Origin of the sequence: Murimonas intestini (genome assembly GCF_024622195.1) — a bacterium.
GTDB lineage: Bacteria > Bacillota > Clostridia > Lachnospirales > Lachnospiraceae > Murimonas > Murimonas intestini.
In genome coordinates this window covers 108,472-126,575 of the sequence record NZ_JANKBI010000001.1, presented here as the reverse complement: position 1 = coordinate 126,575, position 18,104 = coordinate 108,472, and the positions used below count along the sequence as shown (strand labels likewise).

At 41.1% G+C, this 18,104-nt stretch carries 17 protein-coding genes; 7 read left to right on the top strand and 10 right to left on the bottom strand.

Annotated features, from left to right (window positions below):
* Positions 1 to 39: 39 nt before the first annotated feature.
* The 5 genes from NSB28_RS00590 (at position 40) to gnpA (ending at position 5,791) form a co-directional block, all read left to right on the top strand.
* On the top strand, positions 40 to 1,368 hold the full coding sequence (locus tag NSB28_RS00590; RefSeq protein ID WP_109624690.1) for a carbohydrate ABC transporter substrate-binding protein: 1,329 nt from the start codon (positions 40 to 42) through the stop codon (positions 1,366 to 1,368).
* Between the two features lie 224 nt (positions 1,369 to 1,592).
* Positions 1,593 to 2,483 (top strand): carbohydrate ABC transporter permease, encoded by an 891-nt coding sequence (locus tag NSB28_RS00585; RefSeq protein ID WP_109624691.1) that lies wholly within the window; start codon positions 1,593 to 1,595, stop codon positions 2,481 to 2,483.
* A gap of 11 nt (positions 2,484 to 2,494) precedes the next feature.
* Positions 2,495 to 3,388, top strand: coding sequence for a carbohydrate ABC transporter permease (locus NSB28_RS00580; RefSeq protein WP_109624692.1), 894 nt, complete (start codon positions 2,495 to 2,497; stop codon positions 3,386 to 3,388).
* 12 nt (positions 3,389 to 3,400) lie between these two features.
* On the top strand, positions 3,401 to 3,580 hold the full coding sequence (locus NSB28_RS00575; protein WP_109624693.1) for a DUF6903 family protein: 180 nt from the start codon (positions 3,401 to 3,403) through the stop codon (positions 3,578 to 3,580).
* Positions 3,581 to 3,634: 54 nt separating this feature from the next.
* Complete coding sequence (gnpA, locus tag NSB28_RS00570) at positions 3,635 to 5,791, top strand: 1,3-beta-galactosyl-N-acetylhexosamine phosphorylase (protein WP_109624694.1); 2,157 nt, start codon at positions 3,635 to 3,637, stop codon at positions 5,789 to 5,791.
* Positions 5,792 to 5,841: 50 nt separating this feature from the next.
* On the opposite strand, the gene lexA is transcribed toward gnpA, so the two are convergent.
* On the bottom strand, positions 5,842 to 6,465 hold the full coding sequence (gene lexA / locus NSB28_RS00565) for a transcriptional repressor LexA (RefSeq protein WP_109624829.1): 624 nt from the start codon (positions 6,463 to 6,465) through the stop codon (positions 5,842 to 5,844).
* 242 nt (positions 6,466 to 6,707) lie between these two features.
* Between lexA and NSB28_RS00560 the strand changes: the two genes are divergently transcribed.
* Positions 6,708 to 7,094: a LysM peptidoglycan-binding domain-containing protein gene (locus tag NSB28_RS00560; protein WP_109624695.1), complete on the top strand. Its 387-nt coding sequence runs from the start codon at positions 6,708 to 6,710 to the stop codon at positions 7,092 to 7,094.
* A gap of 185 nt (positions 7,095 to 7,279) precedes the next feature.
* Here the strand turns inward: NSB28_RS00560 and NSB28_RS00555 are convergent, their stop codons facing one another.
* Together NSB28_RS00555 and NSB28_RS00550 are read right to left on the bottom strand one after the other, a co-directional pair.
* Complete coding sequence (locus tag NSB28_RS00555) at positions 7,280 to 8,269, bottom strand: DUF4097 family beta strand repeat-containing protein (protein ID WP_257497357.1); 990 nt, start codon at positions 8,267 to 8,269, stop codon at positions 7,280 to 7,282.
* A 59-nt stretch (positions 8,270 to 8,328) separates the two neighbouring features.
* Entirely contained in the window at positions 8,329 to 8,655 is a 327-nt protein-coding gene (locus NSB28_RS00550) for a PadR family transcriptional regulator (protein ID WP_109624697.1), read from the bottom strand.
* 231 nt (positions 8,656 to 8,886) lie between these two features.
* Between NSB28_RS00550 and NSB28_RS00545 the strand changes: the two genes are divergently transcribed.
* On the top strand, positions 8,887 to 9,948 hold the full coding sequence (locus NSB28_RS00545) for a tyrosine-type recombinase/integrase (RefSeq protein ID WP_109624698.1): 1,062 nt from the start codon (positions 8,887 to 8,889) through the stop codon (positions 9,946 to 9,948).
* 99 nt (positions 9,949 to 10,047) lie between these two features.
* On the opposite strand, the gene NSB28_RS00540 is transcribed toward NSB28_RS00545, so the two are convergent.
* The 7 genes from NSB28_RS00540 to NSB28_RS00510 form a co-directional block, all read right to left on the bottom strand.
* Positions 10,048 to 11,814, bottom strand: a complete 1,767-nt coding sequence (locus NSB28_RS00540; RefSeq protein WP_109624699.1) for an ABC transporter ATP-binding protein — start codon at positions 11,812 to 11,814, stop codon at positions 10,048 to 10,050.
* Entirely contained in the window at positions 11,807 to 13,585 is a 1,779-nt protein-coding gene (locus NSB28_RS00535) for an ABC transporter ATP-binding protein (RefSeq protein WP_109624700.1), read from the bottom strand. The genes NSB28_RS00540 and NSB28_RS00535 overlap by 8 nt, the downstream gene beginning before the upstream one ends.
* Entirely contained in the window at positions 13,551 to 15,023 is a 1,473-nt protein-coding gene (locus tag NSB28_RS00530; RefSeq protein WP_109624701.1) for an ABC transporter ATP-binding protein, read from the bottom strand. The genes NSB28_RS00535 and NSB28_RS00530 overlap by 35 nt, the downstream gene beginning before the upstream one ends.
* A complete protein-coding gene (locus NSB28_RS00525) occupies positions 15,020 to 15,754 on the bottom strand; it encodes an energy-coupling factor transporter transmembrane component T (RefSeq protein WP_109624702.1) in 735 nt (244 codons plus the stop codon). Before NSB28_RS00525 ends, NSB28_RS00530 begins: the two co-directional genes overlap by 4 nt.
* Complete coding sequence (locus NSB28_RS00520; RefSeq protein WP_109624703.1) at positions 15,754 to 16,350, bottom strand: MptD family putative ECF transporter S component; 597 nt, start codon at positions 16,348 to 16,350, stop codon at positions 15,754 to 15,756. Before NSB28_RS00520 ends, NSB28_RS00525 begins: the two co-directional genes overlap by 1 nt.
* Positions 16,351 to 16,489: 139 nt before the next feature.
* Positions 16,490 to 17,449, bottom strand: coding sequence for a helix-turn-helix transcriptional regulator (locus NSB28_RS00515; RefSeq protein ID WP_109624704.1), 960 nt, complete (start codon positions 17,447 to 17,449; stop codon positions 16,490 to 16,492).
* A gap of 23 nt (positions 17,450 to 17,472) precedes the next feature.
* A complete protein-coding gene (locus tag NSB28_RS00510) occupies positions 17,473 to 18,006 on the bottom strand; it encodes a methylated-DNA--[protein]-cysteine S-methyltransferase (protein WP_109624705.1) in 534 nt (177 codons plus the stop codon).
* Positions 18,007 to 18,104: the final 98 nt, after the last annotated feature.

Here is an 18,104-nt window from a genome sequence, read left to right as displayed (position 1 = left end):
GCTGTTAATTAAACAAGCACGTATTAAGGAGGAATTGTTATGAAGGCAAAAAAAGTAATTAGCCTGACAATGGCTGCAGCAATGGCGATGACACTGGGAATCATTCCTGAAAAGGTAGCTCATGCTGAAGGCGAAGAGCAGACACTGAACGTGGCAGTAGTGGAGACAGCTTACGGCGCTCAGATGTGGCATGATGTATGTGACGCTTTTGAAAAAGCAAATCCGGGTGTTACCATTAATCTGACCATTGACAAAAAGATGGAAGATATCATCATGCCTGCAATGAAAGCCGGAGATTACCCGGATGTTATCATGCGTGCTGTAGGAGCTGCAACCGCACTTCCGGAAACATTTATTAAAGACAACAACGTAGTGGATCTGACAGATGTCCTTTCTATGACGGTTCCGGGTGAGGAAGTCACAGTTGGTGAAAAGATCCTTCCTGGTTTTGTTGATAACTCAATCACGAATCCTTACGGGGACGGACAGACTTACCTGATGCCCATGTTCTACGCTCCATGCGGACTGTTCTACAATGCAGCTCTCCTTGAAGAAAAAGGATGGGAAGTTCCTGAGACATGGGATCAGATGTGGGAGTTAGGTGACAAAGCCAAAGAAGAAGGCATTTCACTCTTTACATATCCTCATGCAGGATACTTTGACGCATTCTTCTATGCAATGCTCCATGAATCAATGGGCACTGAAATGTTCCAGAAAGCTCTCCGCTATGAAGAAGGCATCTGGGATACACCGGAAGCAACAAAGGTATTTGATATCATCACAAAACTTACAACTTACACAGAGCCGACAACACCTGGAAATGCAAACGACAATGACTTCCAGAAGAATCAGCAGCTCATCCTTGACAACAAGGCACTGTTCATGCCGAACGGCAACTGGGTAATCGGTGAGATGGCAGAAGCTCCGAGAGCTGAAGGCTTCGAATGGGGATTCACGGCTCTTCCGGCACTTGAAGAAGGCGGAGAACGCGCTTCCTATACATTCTTTGAGCAGACATGGATGCCAAAGGGCGCTGTTAACCAGGATCTTGGAAAACAGTTCATCGCTTATCTGTACTCTGATGAAGCAGCAGATATCTTCGCAACAGTCGGCAATGCAGTTCAGCCTATCAAGGGAATGTCTGACAAGCTTGACGGCGATGCCAAACTTTACTATTCCGTATACGATACAGGCGCTGTTGCAGTAATGGATGCTTTCGCAACAACAGATCCTGTTGAAGGAATCACAGTTCGTACAACATTCTTTGATCCGGTTGACTCTCTTGTAACAGGAGACAAGACAGAAGAAGAGTGGGTTGAGCAGATCAAGAAGGACAGCGATGAATTAAGGGCTGCTCTGAAAGAATAATATATAAGCTCAATTCACAGATATGGCAATTGAATTTGAACCGGCTCCTGTATTTTCTGTAAAATACAGGTAATGAAAAAAGCAGTCAGTGGATGGTTTACATTGTTCACTGCCTGCTTTTTCTAAAGATGTCGGATGTCCGAAACATCAGCAGCCGCTGCCAAAGTCATGCATGCCTGGCTTTGGACCGCTGACTGCGGAAATAAAAGATTGGAGATGAGCCAATGAAACAAAGAAAAGGAAGAGGGAGATTTATCTTTTTATGTCTTGCTCCCGCAGCGATTCTGTTCATTATATTTATGATTATCCCTACTATCGACGTATTCAGGATGTCCCTGTTTAAGTGGGGCGGATATACGGCAGACAAGACATTTGTGGGGCTGCAGAACTTCGTCAAGCTGTTCAAGAGCGACAAATTTTACCAGGCGTTCCAGAATTCAGTTCTGCTCATCGTGCTGGTAACAATCATTACCTTCAGCTTATCCCTTGTATTTGCAGCTATTCTGTCAAGGGAGAAGATCAAAGGACAGGGCTTTTTCAGGGTAATCTTTTACATACCGAATATCTTATCTGTTGTCGTTATCAGTGCGATTTTTTCAGCAATCTACGACCCGACACAGGGACTTTTAAATTCCATCCTGAATCTTTTCAGGGGAGGAGAAAATCCTATCCTGTGGCTGGGCGACCGGAAGATCGTTATATACAGTATTATAATCGCAATGGTCTGGCAGGCGATCGGTTATTACATGGTTATGTACATGGCCAGTATGGCAAATGTACCGGAGAGCCTTTATGAATCAGCCAGCCTTGAGGGCGCCGGAAGAATAAAGCAGTTCTTTTCAATCACCCTCCCGCTGATCTGGACGAATATCAGAACAACACTGACATTCTTTATTATCAGTACGATCAACATGAGTTTCCTGTTCGTAAGGGCGATGACAAACGGCGGACCTGATAATGCATCCAGCGTGTTCCTGAGCTACATGTACCAGGAAGCCTATACAAACTCATCTTACGGGTATGGTATGGCGATCGGTGCAGTTGTATTTATCTTCTCGTTTGCTTTGGCCGGCGTTCTGAATGCTGTCACCAAGCGTGATGAAATCGAATTTTAGGGGGGATGAACATGAAGAATTCAAATAAAGGACAGATTAAAGAGAGTTCAAAGGTTGCCAAGGTCGTCATTTATGTGATACTGATCTTCCTGGCGATCACGATTATTGTTCCTGTGTTCTGGGTGTTTATGGCCTCTATTAAAGAGAACCAGGAATTTTACAGAAGCCCGTGGGCGCTTCCGGCAGGCGTACACCTCCAGAACTTTGCGGATGCATGGGAAAAGGCCAGCATGGGCTCTTACATGCTCAATTCCGTGATCGTAACGGTGATCGCAATCGCCCTGCTTATTGTAATTGCCCTTCCGGCTGCCTATGTTCTTGCCAGATTCAAATTCAAGAGCAGCAAATTCTGGAATGTGCTTTTTATGGCAGGACTGTTTATCAACGTAAACTATATCGTAGTTCCGATCTTCCTTATGCTGAATAATGCAGATATATTTATGAGGAAGGTTTTTGGAGGGCCGTTTTTCCTGAATAACCTGTTTATTCTGGCAGTCGTATATGCGTCAACGGCGCTTCCGTTTACCATCTACCTTCTGTCAGGATATTTCAAATCTCTGGCTAAGGATTATGAAGAAGCCGCATATGTGGACGGCGCGGGATATTTCAGAACTATGGTACAGGTTATCATGCCTATGGCTAAGCCGAGTATCGTGACAATTATCTTATTCAACTTCCTGTCATTCTGGAATGAATATATCATTTCCATGACACTGCTGGTAAAACCGGAACTCAAGACACTTCCGGTAGGCCTTATGAACCTTATGGCAGCACAGAGAGCGGCAGTACAGTATGGCCAGATGTATGCAGGCCTTGTAATTGTAATGCTGCCTACATTGTTACTCTATATCTGTGTGCAGAAGAAGCTGACCCAGGGCATGACCCTCGGCGGGCTGAAAGGTTAAGGAGGAGAGACTATGAGCGAATCCGCAAAGAAAATTATAACAGCCATTGTTATACTTATTATCTTTATCGTATGCCTTGCCCTTGTTATTGTAGGACAGAGGAACATAGGCCTGAGCGGCCTGCTGACAATGCTGGCCGGGCTGGCAGGACTTGTATTCCTGCTCTGGCTGTACAACCGACAATACAAATAGAGGGGCAGCTGTTCAGTACCACTACAGTTATTCTTATAATCAGGAGGATTTTTTATGAACCATCTTAAAGGACGTGTAACCATCCCTACAGATATAGATGTCATCCCGCAGACCCTGGAGATCCTGGATCTCTGGGGGGCCGATGCTATCCGTGACTGCGATGGCACAGATTTTCCGGCAGAGCTGCGCAGCGCTGATGCCAAAATATATTCTACTTATTACACAACAAGAAAAGATAATGCGTGGGCACTTGCAAATCCGGATGAAATCCAGCAGATGTATCTCATGACTCCCTTCTACACAGCAGATTCTGACTCCCTGTCAATCCATCTGATGAAGGGGCTGTATCCGGACATGCTGACGCCAAACTGCCGGGATGATATCAGACGCTGGTGGGAGGTTATGGACCGCACTTCGGGCGACCCTGTCCCTGCTGAGAAATGGAGCTATGAGGAAGCCACAGGAGATGTGACTATCCAGACTGTTCCCTTCCATGAGTATACAGTAAGCTTCCTTGCCTATATCATGTGGGATCCTGTACATATGTATAATGCCGTGACAAATGACTGGAAAGACGTGGAGCATCAGATCACTTTTGATGTGCGCCAGCCCAAAACCCATGATTTTACCATGAAGCGTCTCCGCAGATTTATCGAGGATCATCCATATGTGAATGTGCTCCGTTTTACCACCTTTTTCCATCAGTTCACACTTGTGTTTGATGAACTTGCACGGGAGAAGTATGTTGACTGGTATGGTTATTCAGCCTCTGTCAGTCCATACATACTGGAGCAGTTTGAAAAAGAGGCCGGATATAAGTTCAGGCCCGAATATATTATTGACCAGGGCTATTATAACAACCAATACAGGATACCTTCAAAAGAATACCAGGATTTTCAGGCTTTCCAGAGAAGGGAAGTAGCTAAGATCGCCAAAGAAATGGTGGATATCACACATGAGTGCGGCAGAGAGGCCATGATGTTTCTGGGAGACCACTGGATTGGAACAGAACCGTTTATGGAGGAATTTGCATCTATAGGCCTGGATTCTGTTGTGGGCAGTGTGGGGAATGGTTCAACCCTTCGTCTGATCAGCGATATAAAGGGAGTAAGATATACAGAAGGGCGACTGCTTCCTTACTTTTTCCCTGATACCTTTTATGAAGGCGGAGATCCGGTAAAAGAAGCAAAGTATAACTGGGTTACGGCAAGAAGGGCTATTCTGAGAAAGCCGGTTGACCGCATCGGCTACGGCGGATATCTGAAGCTGGCTCTGCAGTTCCCGGATTTCGTGGATTATGTAAAATCTGTCTGCGAGGAGTTCCGCACATTATATGAAAATATTAAGGGCTGCGTACCCTATTGTGTTAAGAAAGTCGCCGTATTAAACTGCTGGGGCAAAATGAGAGCCTGGGGAGCCCATATGGTACATCATGCACTTTACCAGAAGCAGAATTATTCCTATGCCGGAATAATCGAAGCCCTGTCAGGCGCTCCCTTTGATGTGTCATTCATAAGTTTCCAGGATATATGTGAGGATCCGGGAATCTTAAATGATATTGATGTCCTTATAAATGTGGGTGACGCCGATACTGCTCATACAGGCGGAGAGTGGTGGTGCAATCCAAAAGTTGTGTCTGCCATAAGGGAATTCGTCTACAACGGCGGCGGGATCATTGGCGTTGGGGAACCGACAGCACATCAGGCGAACGGCCATTTCTTCCAGCTTTCAGGTATCCTGGGAGTGGAAGAGGAGAGAGGCTTTACCCTTGGATATGACAAATATAACTGGGAAAACCACAGCCACTTTATAACAGAGGACGCCGGTGAAACAATTGATTTTGGAGAGGGAAAGAAAAACATCTACGCCCTGGAGGGAACCACCATTCTTGTACAGAATGAGAAGGAAGTCCAGCTGGCTGTCAATGAATACGGAAAAGGACGCTCTGTCTACATCAGCGGTCTTCCCTACAGCTTTGAGAACAGCCGCCTGCTTTACCGTTCCATCCTCTGGAGCACCCATGATGAAGAAAACCTTCACAGCTGGTTCTCAAGCAATTATAATGCAGAGGTACATGCCTATATTGAAAGCGGAAAGTACTGTGTGGTAAATAACACATATGAACCGCTTGACACGGTCATCTACCGTGGAGATTCCAGCAGCTTTGAACTTCACCTGGATGCAAATGAGATTAAATGGTATGAAATTTAGTAATTAATTAAAAAGAGGCACGCCATAATAAATACGGCGTACCTCTTTTTTTACTGAAGGAAACGGAAGATACCAATTACCTTTCCTAAGATTGTCAGCTGGTCTTTTTCTACAATAATAGGTTCCATAGTGTCATTTTCCGGCTGCAGGCGGTAATACCCGTCTTCTTTGTAATATGTCTTCACTGTGGCAGAGTCTTCAATAAGGGCGACAACAATGTCTCCGTTATTCGCTGTTGACTGTTCCTGAACGAGAATCTGATCACCGTCATAGATTCCCACATTGATCATACTTTCTCCCTTTACAACCAGCATAAAAGTCTGGGCATTCGGCATATATTCCGCCGGAATGGGGAAGTAGCTCTCTACATTTTCCACTGCAAGGATAGGCTGGCCTGCAGCTACCTTGCCTACAACAGGCACATTTACAAGTTCACGCCGTGTAAGATTAAAATTGTCATCCAGGATCTCGATAGCTCTGGGCTTTGTAGGGTCTCTCTTGATGTATCCGTTTTTCTCCAGAGTCTCCAGATGAGAGTGGACAGAAGAGGTGGATTTTAAATGGACAGCTTCACAGATTTCACGAACAGCAGGCGGAAATCCTCTGTTGATAATTTCATTTTTTATGTATTCTAATATTTCAGCTTGTTTTTTAGAAATTTTCCCATATGCCATGTCTGATTCCTCCGTATGTATATCGTTTTTAATATCATAACACATTTTCCAGAAAATCGCAAACAGATATTCGGAAATTATGTTCGCAAATTTATAATATCCCATTGACAAACGTCTGTTTGGATATTATAATAATAGCAAACAGACGTTCCAAATAAGTGTTCGCATCAAATGTTCGAAAAATGTCGAAATAATAACTATTTATATCAAAAAACATTCGGAGAACCAGGGAGGTTATCAAAATGAACGAAAGAGAAAAAGCAGGAAGAAATAATAAGTCAGCATATAGCCGCCGCAGGAAGGCAGCCATCAGAAGACGCCAGGTAATGCGCTGTAAATGTATCATAGGACTCTGCACCTTACTTATTTCCATAGGGGCCGCAGCATCAGTATTTGGAAACCTGAAAGTAAATGCAGATGATACAAAGCAGCTTTATAAATACTATACCGATGTACGGGTAGAGCGCGGTGACACCCTCTATGACATCGCAGCAGCCAACATGTCAGAGGGATATGATTCCATACAGGACTATTTAAAAGAAGTCAGAGTCATTAATTCCGTATATACAGACGATATTTATTATGGACAGACTTTAGTAGTTCCATATTATTCGGAGGAACTGAAGTAGAGTCCTTAATAAATATACTAAAACTCCCCAAAATGGGCTCAGCCGGGTGAATTTACCAAGAGCAGAGCCCATCTCTTTATGCTATAGATGTATACTACAAACTCAAGTTTTTCTTATAGATCTCTATGCGATGATAAAAACCCCTCTTGTATATATACCATTCAGGGGTTTTTATCTCAAAATGTCTATCTTACAAATTCCACCTGTATACGCCCGTTGCTGGTTCTGGCCACCAGATTTTTCTTCTGTTCCGGATAAGAATAATTCGGCAGATTACAGGATGCGTTTGATGTATGGCTCTGTATAGCGTAATCACGCATATCGCCATGTATCGTTCCTGTTATGGCTGCATTTGAAGTCTTCAGGACAATCTTGTCACACTCAATATTATGCACGCCTATAGCTCCATTTTTAGTTGTGAGCATCAATGCATTTGACATTGCACAGCTGTCTGCGGCTATATGTGCATTACTTGTTTCTGCCTCCATCTCATCTCCATGGATATTATCCAGGTTCAGTGAACCATTGCTTGTTTTCATAAATACAGACTTACAAATGAAGTTTATGGCAGTTATTTTGGCATTGCTGGTTAGGAATTTTGCATTTGACAAGTTCTTTAATCCTTTAACATTAATACTTCCATTTGTAGTTTTTACAGACAGGTTGCCTTCAAAATCCTCCGGTACTTCCACGACGATCCTTCTGGGGCCCTGAAACAAGCTGAAGAAATTGAAAGAAAAGCTGCGCATTCTATGGATAAATGTAAATTCTCCGTCAATTGTATTTGAAGACACAGTATCAACTCCATCCCTCGGTTTGAAATCAACTTTTACAGAACCTTCACGTACCGGGATTACGTCAACAGGTATGTTGCTGGCGTCTATTATGATTGTATGGATCTTAGTGTTTTCAGAGCGGTACTCCTCTTTGCCGGAAAATCTGCTCTTAGACGGAAGCGCGCTTAACATCTCACCATATTCGGCATATTCTTTTCTGATTCTTGCCGCCACCTGGTCTGCAGGACCAAATTCATTGATGATCTCATCTTCTGTCTTTCCCAGTTCCATGCCGTCCATTATTAATTCATTGTAGTACTCCCTCAATTGGTTTTTGTCTTCTTCATTTAACTCTATAAGCTGGCTCATCAGTAATTGTAAAAATTCTTCCTGCTTCATAATCATATCCTCCTGATCCTTCTATCTGTTTTATTTTCATTTGTAACTGAATAGTTACTTTATTCTACTGTATCTGTTTTTGCATTCTCATGTACAAATTGATAGATACTCTTCATCTCTTCCCACTCATCCAGAAATTCATTTATCCGCTGCAGTCCGGTATCTGTGATCTGATAATATTTTCGTACCCGCCCATTATAATCTTTTTTATACGTAGTCAGACATCCTGCGTTCTCCAGCCTCTTCAGCAAGGGATATAAAGTCGACTCGGATATCTCTATGCATTTTGAAACTTCTCCTATAATCATGTAACCATAAGACGGGCCTCTCTGCAGGACAGATAATACACAAACATCTAAGACACCCTTCTTTCTCTGTGTATCCATCAGCTACCTCCTCTCTTAACTGTCTATTACCATGCATTGAATACTATCTAATATATAGTATGTTATACGTAGTATAATCCTGATACTATGTATTGTCAAGTATTAATTTCAAAAAAGTATAAAAATATATTTTGTTATGGTTTTTCGTATAGATTGACAGCGGCACTGGAAAATGTTACTCTATATTCAGTATTGGATTATATATGTATAAAAATGAAATGGGGAAAAACAATGAATAAACGAACAACATACCACGAGCAGTCAGATGTCACTCTCACCTTAAAACTGCGTGAGATCCTGAAGACACTGCCGCCCTTTTCGAAGGATTTTTTCAGGGCTATTGAACCTACTACTACTGCCAAGACCCGGCTCTCATATGCTTACGATCTGAGAGTATTTTTTCAGTTTCTCCTGGATGAAAATCCATCTCTGAACAACTGTACCATGAAAGATATAAATACAGGTACGCTTGACAAGCTGGGGGCTCTTGATATTGAGGAATACATGGAGTATCTGAAGGTGTACAGATCACCTGAAGATAAGCAGAATACAAACGGAGAACGGGGTATAAAACGGAAAGTATCCGCTCTGCGCAGCTTTTACGCTTATTATTATAAACGTGAAATGGTCGGGCATAATCCAACGGTCCTTATTGATATGCCTAAGATCCATGAAAAAAATATTATAAGGCTTGATGCGGACGAGGTGGCATCTCTCCTGGACTATATTGAGCACTGTGGGGAAAGCCTTACCGGGCAGCAGAAAGCCTACTACGAAAAGACTAAAGAGAGGGATCTTGCCATCGTTACTCTTTTACTCGGCACAGGGATACGTGTCTCAGAGTGCGTGGGATTGGACGTGGAGGATGTGGATTTTAAAAATAACGGGGTTAAAGTCACACGAAAAGGCGGAAATGAGATGGTTGTTTATTTTGGAGAAGAGGTTGAAAAAGCTCTGAAAAATTATCTGCCCGTCCGTGAAGGGATTACCCCCATAGCCGGACATGAACATGCACTCTTCTATTCTACGCAGAAAAAGCGGATCGGTGTCCAGGCTGTTGAGAATCTTGTACGCAAATATTCACGCCAGATTACCACCACTAAAAAGATCACTCCCCATAAGCTCCGCAGTACATATGGAACCTCACTTTATCAGGAAACAGGTGATATCTATCTGGTGGCAGATGTACTTGGACATAAGGATGTAAACACCACGCGAAAGCACTATGCGGCCATGGACGATGAACGCAGGAGGAGGGCAGCCACGGCAGTGAGGCTTAGGGAGGACAATTGATTGTGCAACTCCCCGCCTCGGCAGGTGGAGGGATAAATCGCCAAATACAAGTCCGATCTTGTTGAGAAATATTCTTATTTTATAAATATAAGTATTTTTTTATGCCTGTTTTCCTTCTTTATAGGATCGAGTATTTTTCAACTGCCACTGCGCTGATTCCATCTGTGTCTTTGCCATATGACTATAGATTCCGTCAATCTGACAAAGATACTCAGGTGTTCCCTGTTCTGCCACATTTCCATCTTTTAATACCACAATTCGGTCTGCACCTGCTACCGTTCTCATTCGATGAGCAATAATAATGACTGTTTTGTTCTGTATCAATTTTGATAATGACTCCTGAATTAACGATTCATTCTCAACATCTAAAGATGCAGTTGCTTCATCCAACAAAATAATTGGAGCGTCTTTTAGAAAGGCTCTGGCAATGGAAAGTCTTTGTCTTTCTCCGCCTGACAGATCACAGCCATTTTCACCTATCATAGAATTGTACCTGTCTGGGAGTTTCTCTGCAAATTCATCACAGTGTGCAAGCTTCGCCGCTGCTATTACTTCTTCATCTGTTGCCCCTTTCCGTCCAATACGGATATTCTCCATGATCGTATTGTTGAAGAGCGTAACATCCTGAAATACTATGGAATAAAGTTCTAACAATTTTTCCGGTTCTATCTTGGAGATATCCATACCTCCAACCGTAATCGTTCCCTGATCATAATCCCAAAATCTGGTTGCCATTCGTGATACCGTAGTTTTTCCGCCGCCTGAAGGACCAATCAGGGCTGTTACTTCACCCTGTTTTGCTGTAAAGGATACGTTTTTTAATACCTGCTTCCCATCATTGTATGCAAAGCCAACATTGCTAAATTTGATATCATACCCTTTATTTGAAAGTCTGTCTGTACCTGTCTGCATAGCATGTTCTAAGATTTCATTCATTCGGCTGCATGGTACATTCAGTGCAATGATTCCACTTAAATTATCAAGTGTTGTTGTCATCGGGTCATAAATTCTTGAAACTACCAATAAAAACATGAAATAGGTAAGCACACCGATACTTCCGTCTGCTAATAATTTTCCGCCCACAAGCGCAGTGGTAGCAATTCCAAGCTTTAAAATCATTCTTGCAGAGCCATTAAATACAGCATTATTTAATTCTGTAATAATTGTTCGTTTCTCTACCGCTTTGATCTTTGCATCCAATCCAATCATGTAATCATCCTGTGAATTGTTCGCTTTCAGGTCTCTTAATGATTCCAGGCATTCCTGTATTCCGTCTGCAAATGCCATCTTCGCATCCATCTGTTTTTCCTGTTTTCTGTTTACAAATTTAGATGAAGTAAGAATAACCGCAAAAGCAACCGGAAGAACCCAAAGTGCTGCAATCGCTAATCTACAGTCAAAGAAAAACATACTGACAGCAATCAGAACCGTGGATGCAAGTGCGCCTACTAATTCCGGAATCCAATGGGAGGATGCTGTTTCAAGTAAAGCACAGTCTGCCATAATACTGCTTGTCAAATCAGCCAGATCTTTTTCGCTAAAGAAAGATAATGGAAGCTTCCGCAGCTTCTCTGCAAGTGATATTCTTCTGATGCCGCTTTCTTTGTAGGTGGAAAGAAATGTTGCATTATATTGCAAATAAGTGGTAACTAATATAAGTGCTAAGCAAAGAATACTTCCTATTACATAAAACGAAATCCTGTCTGCAGGCGCTTTCTCTTCCATTAAATCCGAAACAAGAGAATACAGCAGTCCCACCGGAAATATTAACACAAGATAAGATAAGGTACAGCATACAAACGCCTTTATCATATCCTTTGCACCACGCTCTGAGAGTGCATATTTATGTTGTAAATTCCTAATCATTTAAACTCAACCCTACTTTCCATTTTATCGCTTTTCCATATTCATTCCACATCGCAGAATAGATTCCGTTATTTTTCGTCAGATTATCATGTGTTCCGCTCTCCACTATTCTTCCTTCTTTTAATACATAGATTTTATCGCAATTTACTATGGTCGAAAGTCTATGTGCGATCATAATGACGGTCTTTCCTTTTGACAATTCCTGAAATGCTTTTTGGACTTTGATTTCATTGTCTGGATCTGCAAATGCTGTTGCTTCGTCTAATATGAGAATGGGAGCATTCTTCAGCATCACTCTTGCAATCGATAATCGCTGTTGTTCACCTCCTGAAAGGTAAATACCTTTTGCACCAATCACTGTATCCATTCCATTCGGAAGTTTTTCAAGAATGTCATCGCACTGTGCATCATGAAGTGCCTGAACCACTTCTTCTCTTGTGGCATTCTTTTTTGCCATTCTTACATTTTCAAGTACAGAAGCTTTTAATAGCTTTGAATCCTGAAATACAAAAGAAACTGTATTCATCAGCTCTTTTTCTGATAGTTCCTTTACATCAACTCCGCCAATGCTGACCTTACCGCTTGCTGCATCCCAAAATCTTGCTATCATGGATGCAAGAGTAGTTTTCCCTCCGCCTGACGCTCCAACCAGTGCAATATGGTCTCCCTGATTGATTCTTAGATTAATCCCATCCAGCGCATTTTTACTGGTTTCATTGTATCGAAAAGTTACTTCATCAAATTCAATGCTAAAATTCTTTGGAGATTTTGGTGTGGCCGGCACGGTAAGCGGCTGTATATTCATAATGGAATCAATTCGATTTAACGCATCTTCCACAATCATTACATTTTCACTGGCATACATAATTTTATTCAATGTAACTGTAATAACCGGTGTGATAATGATATAGAATATCAGGTTTAGTAAGAATTCATTCGTTACCCCATTTGATGTAAATACAAACGCTGCCGCAATTAATACTGAGAACACTGCGTTAATCACTGTTGTGTAAATCATCATGGGAACTCTCATGTCTATCGTATAAGCGATTACCCATTTTTCATATTCATCAATAGCTGCTTTGAATCTTTTGAAGGAAAAAACGGACTGTCCAAAGGTCTTTACAACGGGAATACCTCTCACATATTCCACTGCTTCATTAGACATATTTCCAAGAGAATCCTGGTACTGCTTCATTTTCTCAGCCATTCCTTTTCCTGTCATTGTGCTCATAACGGCAAATGCTGCGGCTACCGGAATCAGACTAAGCAATCCAAGTCTCCAGTCAAATACTAATAAAAGAACCAAAAGTCCCACTGGTGTTACATAGGCGCCAGTCTGATCAGGCAGCTGATGTGCCAGGTAGGTTTCTGTTGCAGCACTTGATTCGTCTACTATTTTTCTGATTTTTCCAGATCCAAAGCCTTCAAGGAATCCCATTGGGAGAGTAACAATATGATGCATTGCCTGACTTCTAATATTCGCCTGAACTCGAAATGCTGCTAAGTGAGAACACAATAAACCACACAGATAAATAAACATGGATAATATGGCAAATAGTACTGCCATCCATCCGTTATGCGTAATATTTACGGTTTCGCCAAAATTTGGCGCTACTTCCAATACTTCTTTTATGATTCTCCATATAAATAAAAATGGTGCCAATGCCATCAACGCACTGATTCCCGATAAAAGCCAGGAACTAATCGTCAAATACTTGTAATTACCTGCATATTCAAATAACTTCTGCAGGGAGCTTTTCTTTTTCATTACAATCAACCTCTTCTCTAAATTCCTTTTGTGCGTAATTCTTTACAGAATTAGTATTTAACTCTATAATGTTTGCAGATATTGCTTCTATGAATTCCATGTCATGTGTTACGACAATAATTGTTTTTCCCTTTGCTTTCAGCTTTTGAAAGATTGCAGAAACTTGAAGCATATGTTTATAATCCAGTCCACTGGTGGGTTCATCAAAAAGTAAAATATCTCGTTCTGATGCAATCGCTGTAGCAACTGCAACTCGTTGCTTTTGGCCGCCTGACAACGAGATTGGATGTCTGCCGGCATATTCTAAGAGATCCAGTTCTGCCAAAATCTCTTGTGCTTTCTCTTTGTCTTCCTGTTCCATACTAATTAAAACTTCATCAAGTACACTTTCTGTAAAAAGCTGATGGTTTACATCCTGCATCACAAGAAAACATTCAGCAAGACACTTTTTTCTTTTTATCATGGCTCCATTTTTTATCATACGTGTTTTACATTTTTTCTCTAATCCGCAAATACAGCGAAGAAATGTGCTTTTCCCCAGACCATTGTGCCCTATAATTGCAGTAATTTCATGCTCAGGGATTTGTATTTTCGATATATCTAATATCTGTTTTCCTTTCTTGTATCCAAATGTAATATCTTTAAACTCTATGTTTTTTATGTCTGTTGCTTTATGCATTTTTGATATTTTCTGTTCATTATTAGAACGAAGTCCCATGCTGTGAAGTTCTGTTTCTGATAACTTTAGAAATTCTGCTGGCTGCATATCTTTTGCTATCTTTCCAGATTCCAGAAAAATCACTCTGTCAATAAGATTCCAGATGTATGCTAATCGATGTTCTGCAATCACAATTGTTTTCCCTTGCTGTTTCCATCGTAAGATCATGTTATGAAGTAACTTCATTGAATGCACATCCAAATTAGCAGATGGTTCATCCAAAACAAATACTTCAGGAGAACTCGTTGAAACGCAGGCACAGGCAATTTTTTGTTTTTCTCCGCCGGATAGTTCAAAGATACTTCGGTCCATCAAACTTTCCATCTGAAATTCAGTAACTGTTTGATTGACTCTTTTTAATATCTCAGCTTCTCTAATACCTTGATTTTCAAGTCCAAATGCTACTTCACTTCTGGTATCCACATTAAAAAATTGGGATCTTGGGTTTTGAAATACGGTCCCTACGATTTTGGCTGTATCATATAATTCCTGGCTTTGTATTTCCTGTCCATCTACTCTTATTTTTCCTGTTAATCTACCCTCATAAAAATGTGGAATTAATCCATTAATAAGTCTGGTTATCGTTGTCTTTCCGCATCCTGACTCTCCACAAAAGAGTACCGCCTGCCCAGATGGAATCTCTAGGTTAATATCATGAAGTGCTCCATTATTTTCATTCTCGTCCCCATATTGAAAATGAACATTTTCTAAACGAATCATACTCTTACTCCTATCAAAATCAACACCCAATAGATTACTATGCAGATACTTAATCCAAGAAACAGTATATCCCATAATCCAAATCCAATTTTACAGATATTGGTTCTTTTTACTGGTGCACCAAGTCCTCTTGTCAGCGATGCTGCGGATAACTCTTCACCAATTTTTACTGAGCATGTCATAATAGGTATCAATCGATATTCCAACATTTTTCCCGGATGTTTCCCCCCCATTGCGATTCCTCTCATCCGCATTGCATCGTTAATGCTACCAGCTTCCTCTACGACCGTTGGAAAGAAACGAAACATAACGGATAAAGGAATGATAACCTGTTCCGGCATATGTATACGTTCCATTGCAGCAACAAATTCGCTCACCGTTGTCGTTGATACGGCATAGTATCCCATCATAAGCCCTGGCAAAAACGATGTAATCATTCCTGCTGTGGCAAGCATCAGAGAATTTAGAATCCCAGTTAAATGACCTAATACATAAAACTGTAGAAAGTATCCAAGCAAATACACCAATACAAAAACTATGCACTTTAACTTATTATTGCTGGTAAGTAAAAGAACGACTGGTACACACGCCAGGATAATTCTCGCCCATATGAGTTCGTTTCCGCCTGCTCCTCCTAGAACAAACACTGCAACCATTAGAAGCAATACTATCGTTGTTCTAGGATCAAGTCCAATTCCTCTTCTTTGCTTTCTACTGCTTAAAACCTCCATTATGCGATTCCTGCCTTTTTAAAATGCTTCTTAAGTAACGTTTTTCCTAATAAACCGCCAAGAATTCCGAAAACAAATGCAGCTGCTAAAAGAATAGGGCAAAGCCAGATCGGCATCAGGCTGTTTAATGTATTGATGTAATCTTCTCCAAAGCTTTGTCTGGCAGCCCAATAACTCTCACGTTTGAAGAATAGCGGTATAAAGTTTCCCCAAACCCATATACTAAATACACCACAAGTTAATACTGCTTTACTCTGGCTTTTGTAATTACCGCTCTTGTAGATCAATTCTGCTATCAGTCCTGAGAAAGCTCCTATAATCAGTGCATACTGTGCCATTCCCGTCAGCAGCATAAGAATTCCCATAATAATACTCATAATCCAAATCATTCCAAACTTTTTTACTTTCGTAAGGAATAACATAAAAGGCACTCCCGCAATCAGTGGAACCAAAACACATAGCATTGGCATCATAATCGGAATATAGCCTAACATTGCAACTGCAAATACAATCACAAAATAAATTGCTGAATAGATACCTACATTCATTAAATCCTTTCCTTGTAATTTGTTTGAACTGTCTTTCTTTGTTGACATGTCAATCCTCCTTGGTTAGTTCCCTCTAACCCATTATCATAATAATAGGTGAGCAGTTTAGTTTGGCTCACCTAACTCAATTGTTATTATATTGTTGTTTGAAACTTTTTTCTACTCCAAAAAATACAGAATGATCCATTCAGACAGACTTTCTAAATTCATTCGGTGTGATTCCCATGACACTCTTAAAGCTGCTGGCAAATTTGCTTGCATTGTCATAACCGACATTTCCCGCAATGACTGCTATATCATCTGTCGTACTTTTTAGCATTTTTGCTGCTTGTTGTATGCGGTATTCCTTTAAATATGCGTAGATGCTGTTCCCATAGACTTCTGTGAAATATTTTTTTACATTGGTTGCAGACATCTCGTATTGTTCAGACAGCTGATTGATTGTAAGTTTTTTATCTATATTTTTAATCATATAATTATGAATTTCTTTGATTATCGCAACTTGTTTCTTATTATAATATCTATTTTTTACACTCTCTGATTTAACATCCAAAACCGACATAAAAAGAAGAATCTCCATCACTTTTATCTGATAATAGGATTTGCGGATTTTTTCAGGAATCGCATATAATTCAGCAAACAGATGCTCAAAGTGGTCATTCTCACGAAACACATAACAATGCTGATTGGTCACAAATTTTTCTTTCACTTTCTTCAAGTCGATATGGATAAATTTCATCACATCCGGAATCTCTGCCTCTACTACCCCAAAATCAATTTCTATTGTCACACCATGATAGTGACTTAAAGGGAAATAGGAGTAATTCCGTACCCCATCTTTCGTATTTACCGCTATGTCTCCCTTCTTGATATATATATATTCGCCGCCTGCTGTTTCAAATTCAATTCTTCCCTCTCTGCAGTGGTTAATTTCAAAGATGTGATAAATATCGTCTTTACTGTCAATCGATATATCCTGTTTGTGAACGTCATTATACACCAGTGCAATGCCGGGAAATACTTCATACCTTGTTAAAATTGCGCTTCCTGATTCATCCTCTAATTTATAGATGATGCAGTCCTCTTCCTTCGTTGATACGATAACCTGATTTCCGTAATACTGTTTTTCTATATTCGTAGCTTTCATGTCGACCACTTTCCCTTACACATTCAACATGGATTTTTGGGTATAAATAAATGTTCCATATCCACGCCTTCAAGCTCCAAAAGTTTAATCTTGACTGCAATCCCCCCTGCATAACCCGTCAGGCTGCCGTTTGTCCCAACTACCCTGTGGCAGGGGATAATGATGGAAACCGGATTATGGCTTACTGCCCCACCGACTGCCTGGCCGGACATACTGCTCCGGCCTGTCTTCTCTGCTATTTCCCTTGCTATGTCCCCATAAGTCATGACATGTCCGTAAGGTATCCGGCAAAGGATATTCCATACACTCTGCCTGAATTCCCCTCCCGGCGGCTCAAGCATCAATTCCGATACCGCCGGTTTCTGCCCTGCAAAATATCTCTCCAGCCAATCCTTTGTATTTTTAAATATATTGAGACTGTCATCTCTCACTGTTTCGCCTGTTAAACCTGCGCAAAAATATTTTTGCCCATCTATCCACAGCCCTTCCAGGCTTTCTCCTTTTGAGGCAAGCCTGAGCAATCCTACAGGCGATAAATAATCTGTAATATAATGCATAATAACCTCCCTGCCATAGGGCACAGCTACCCTTATGTTTACTGTATCATATACAGGCCAGACCTTACGGCCTGACCTGAAGATTTAGTGTAAATGCT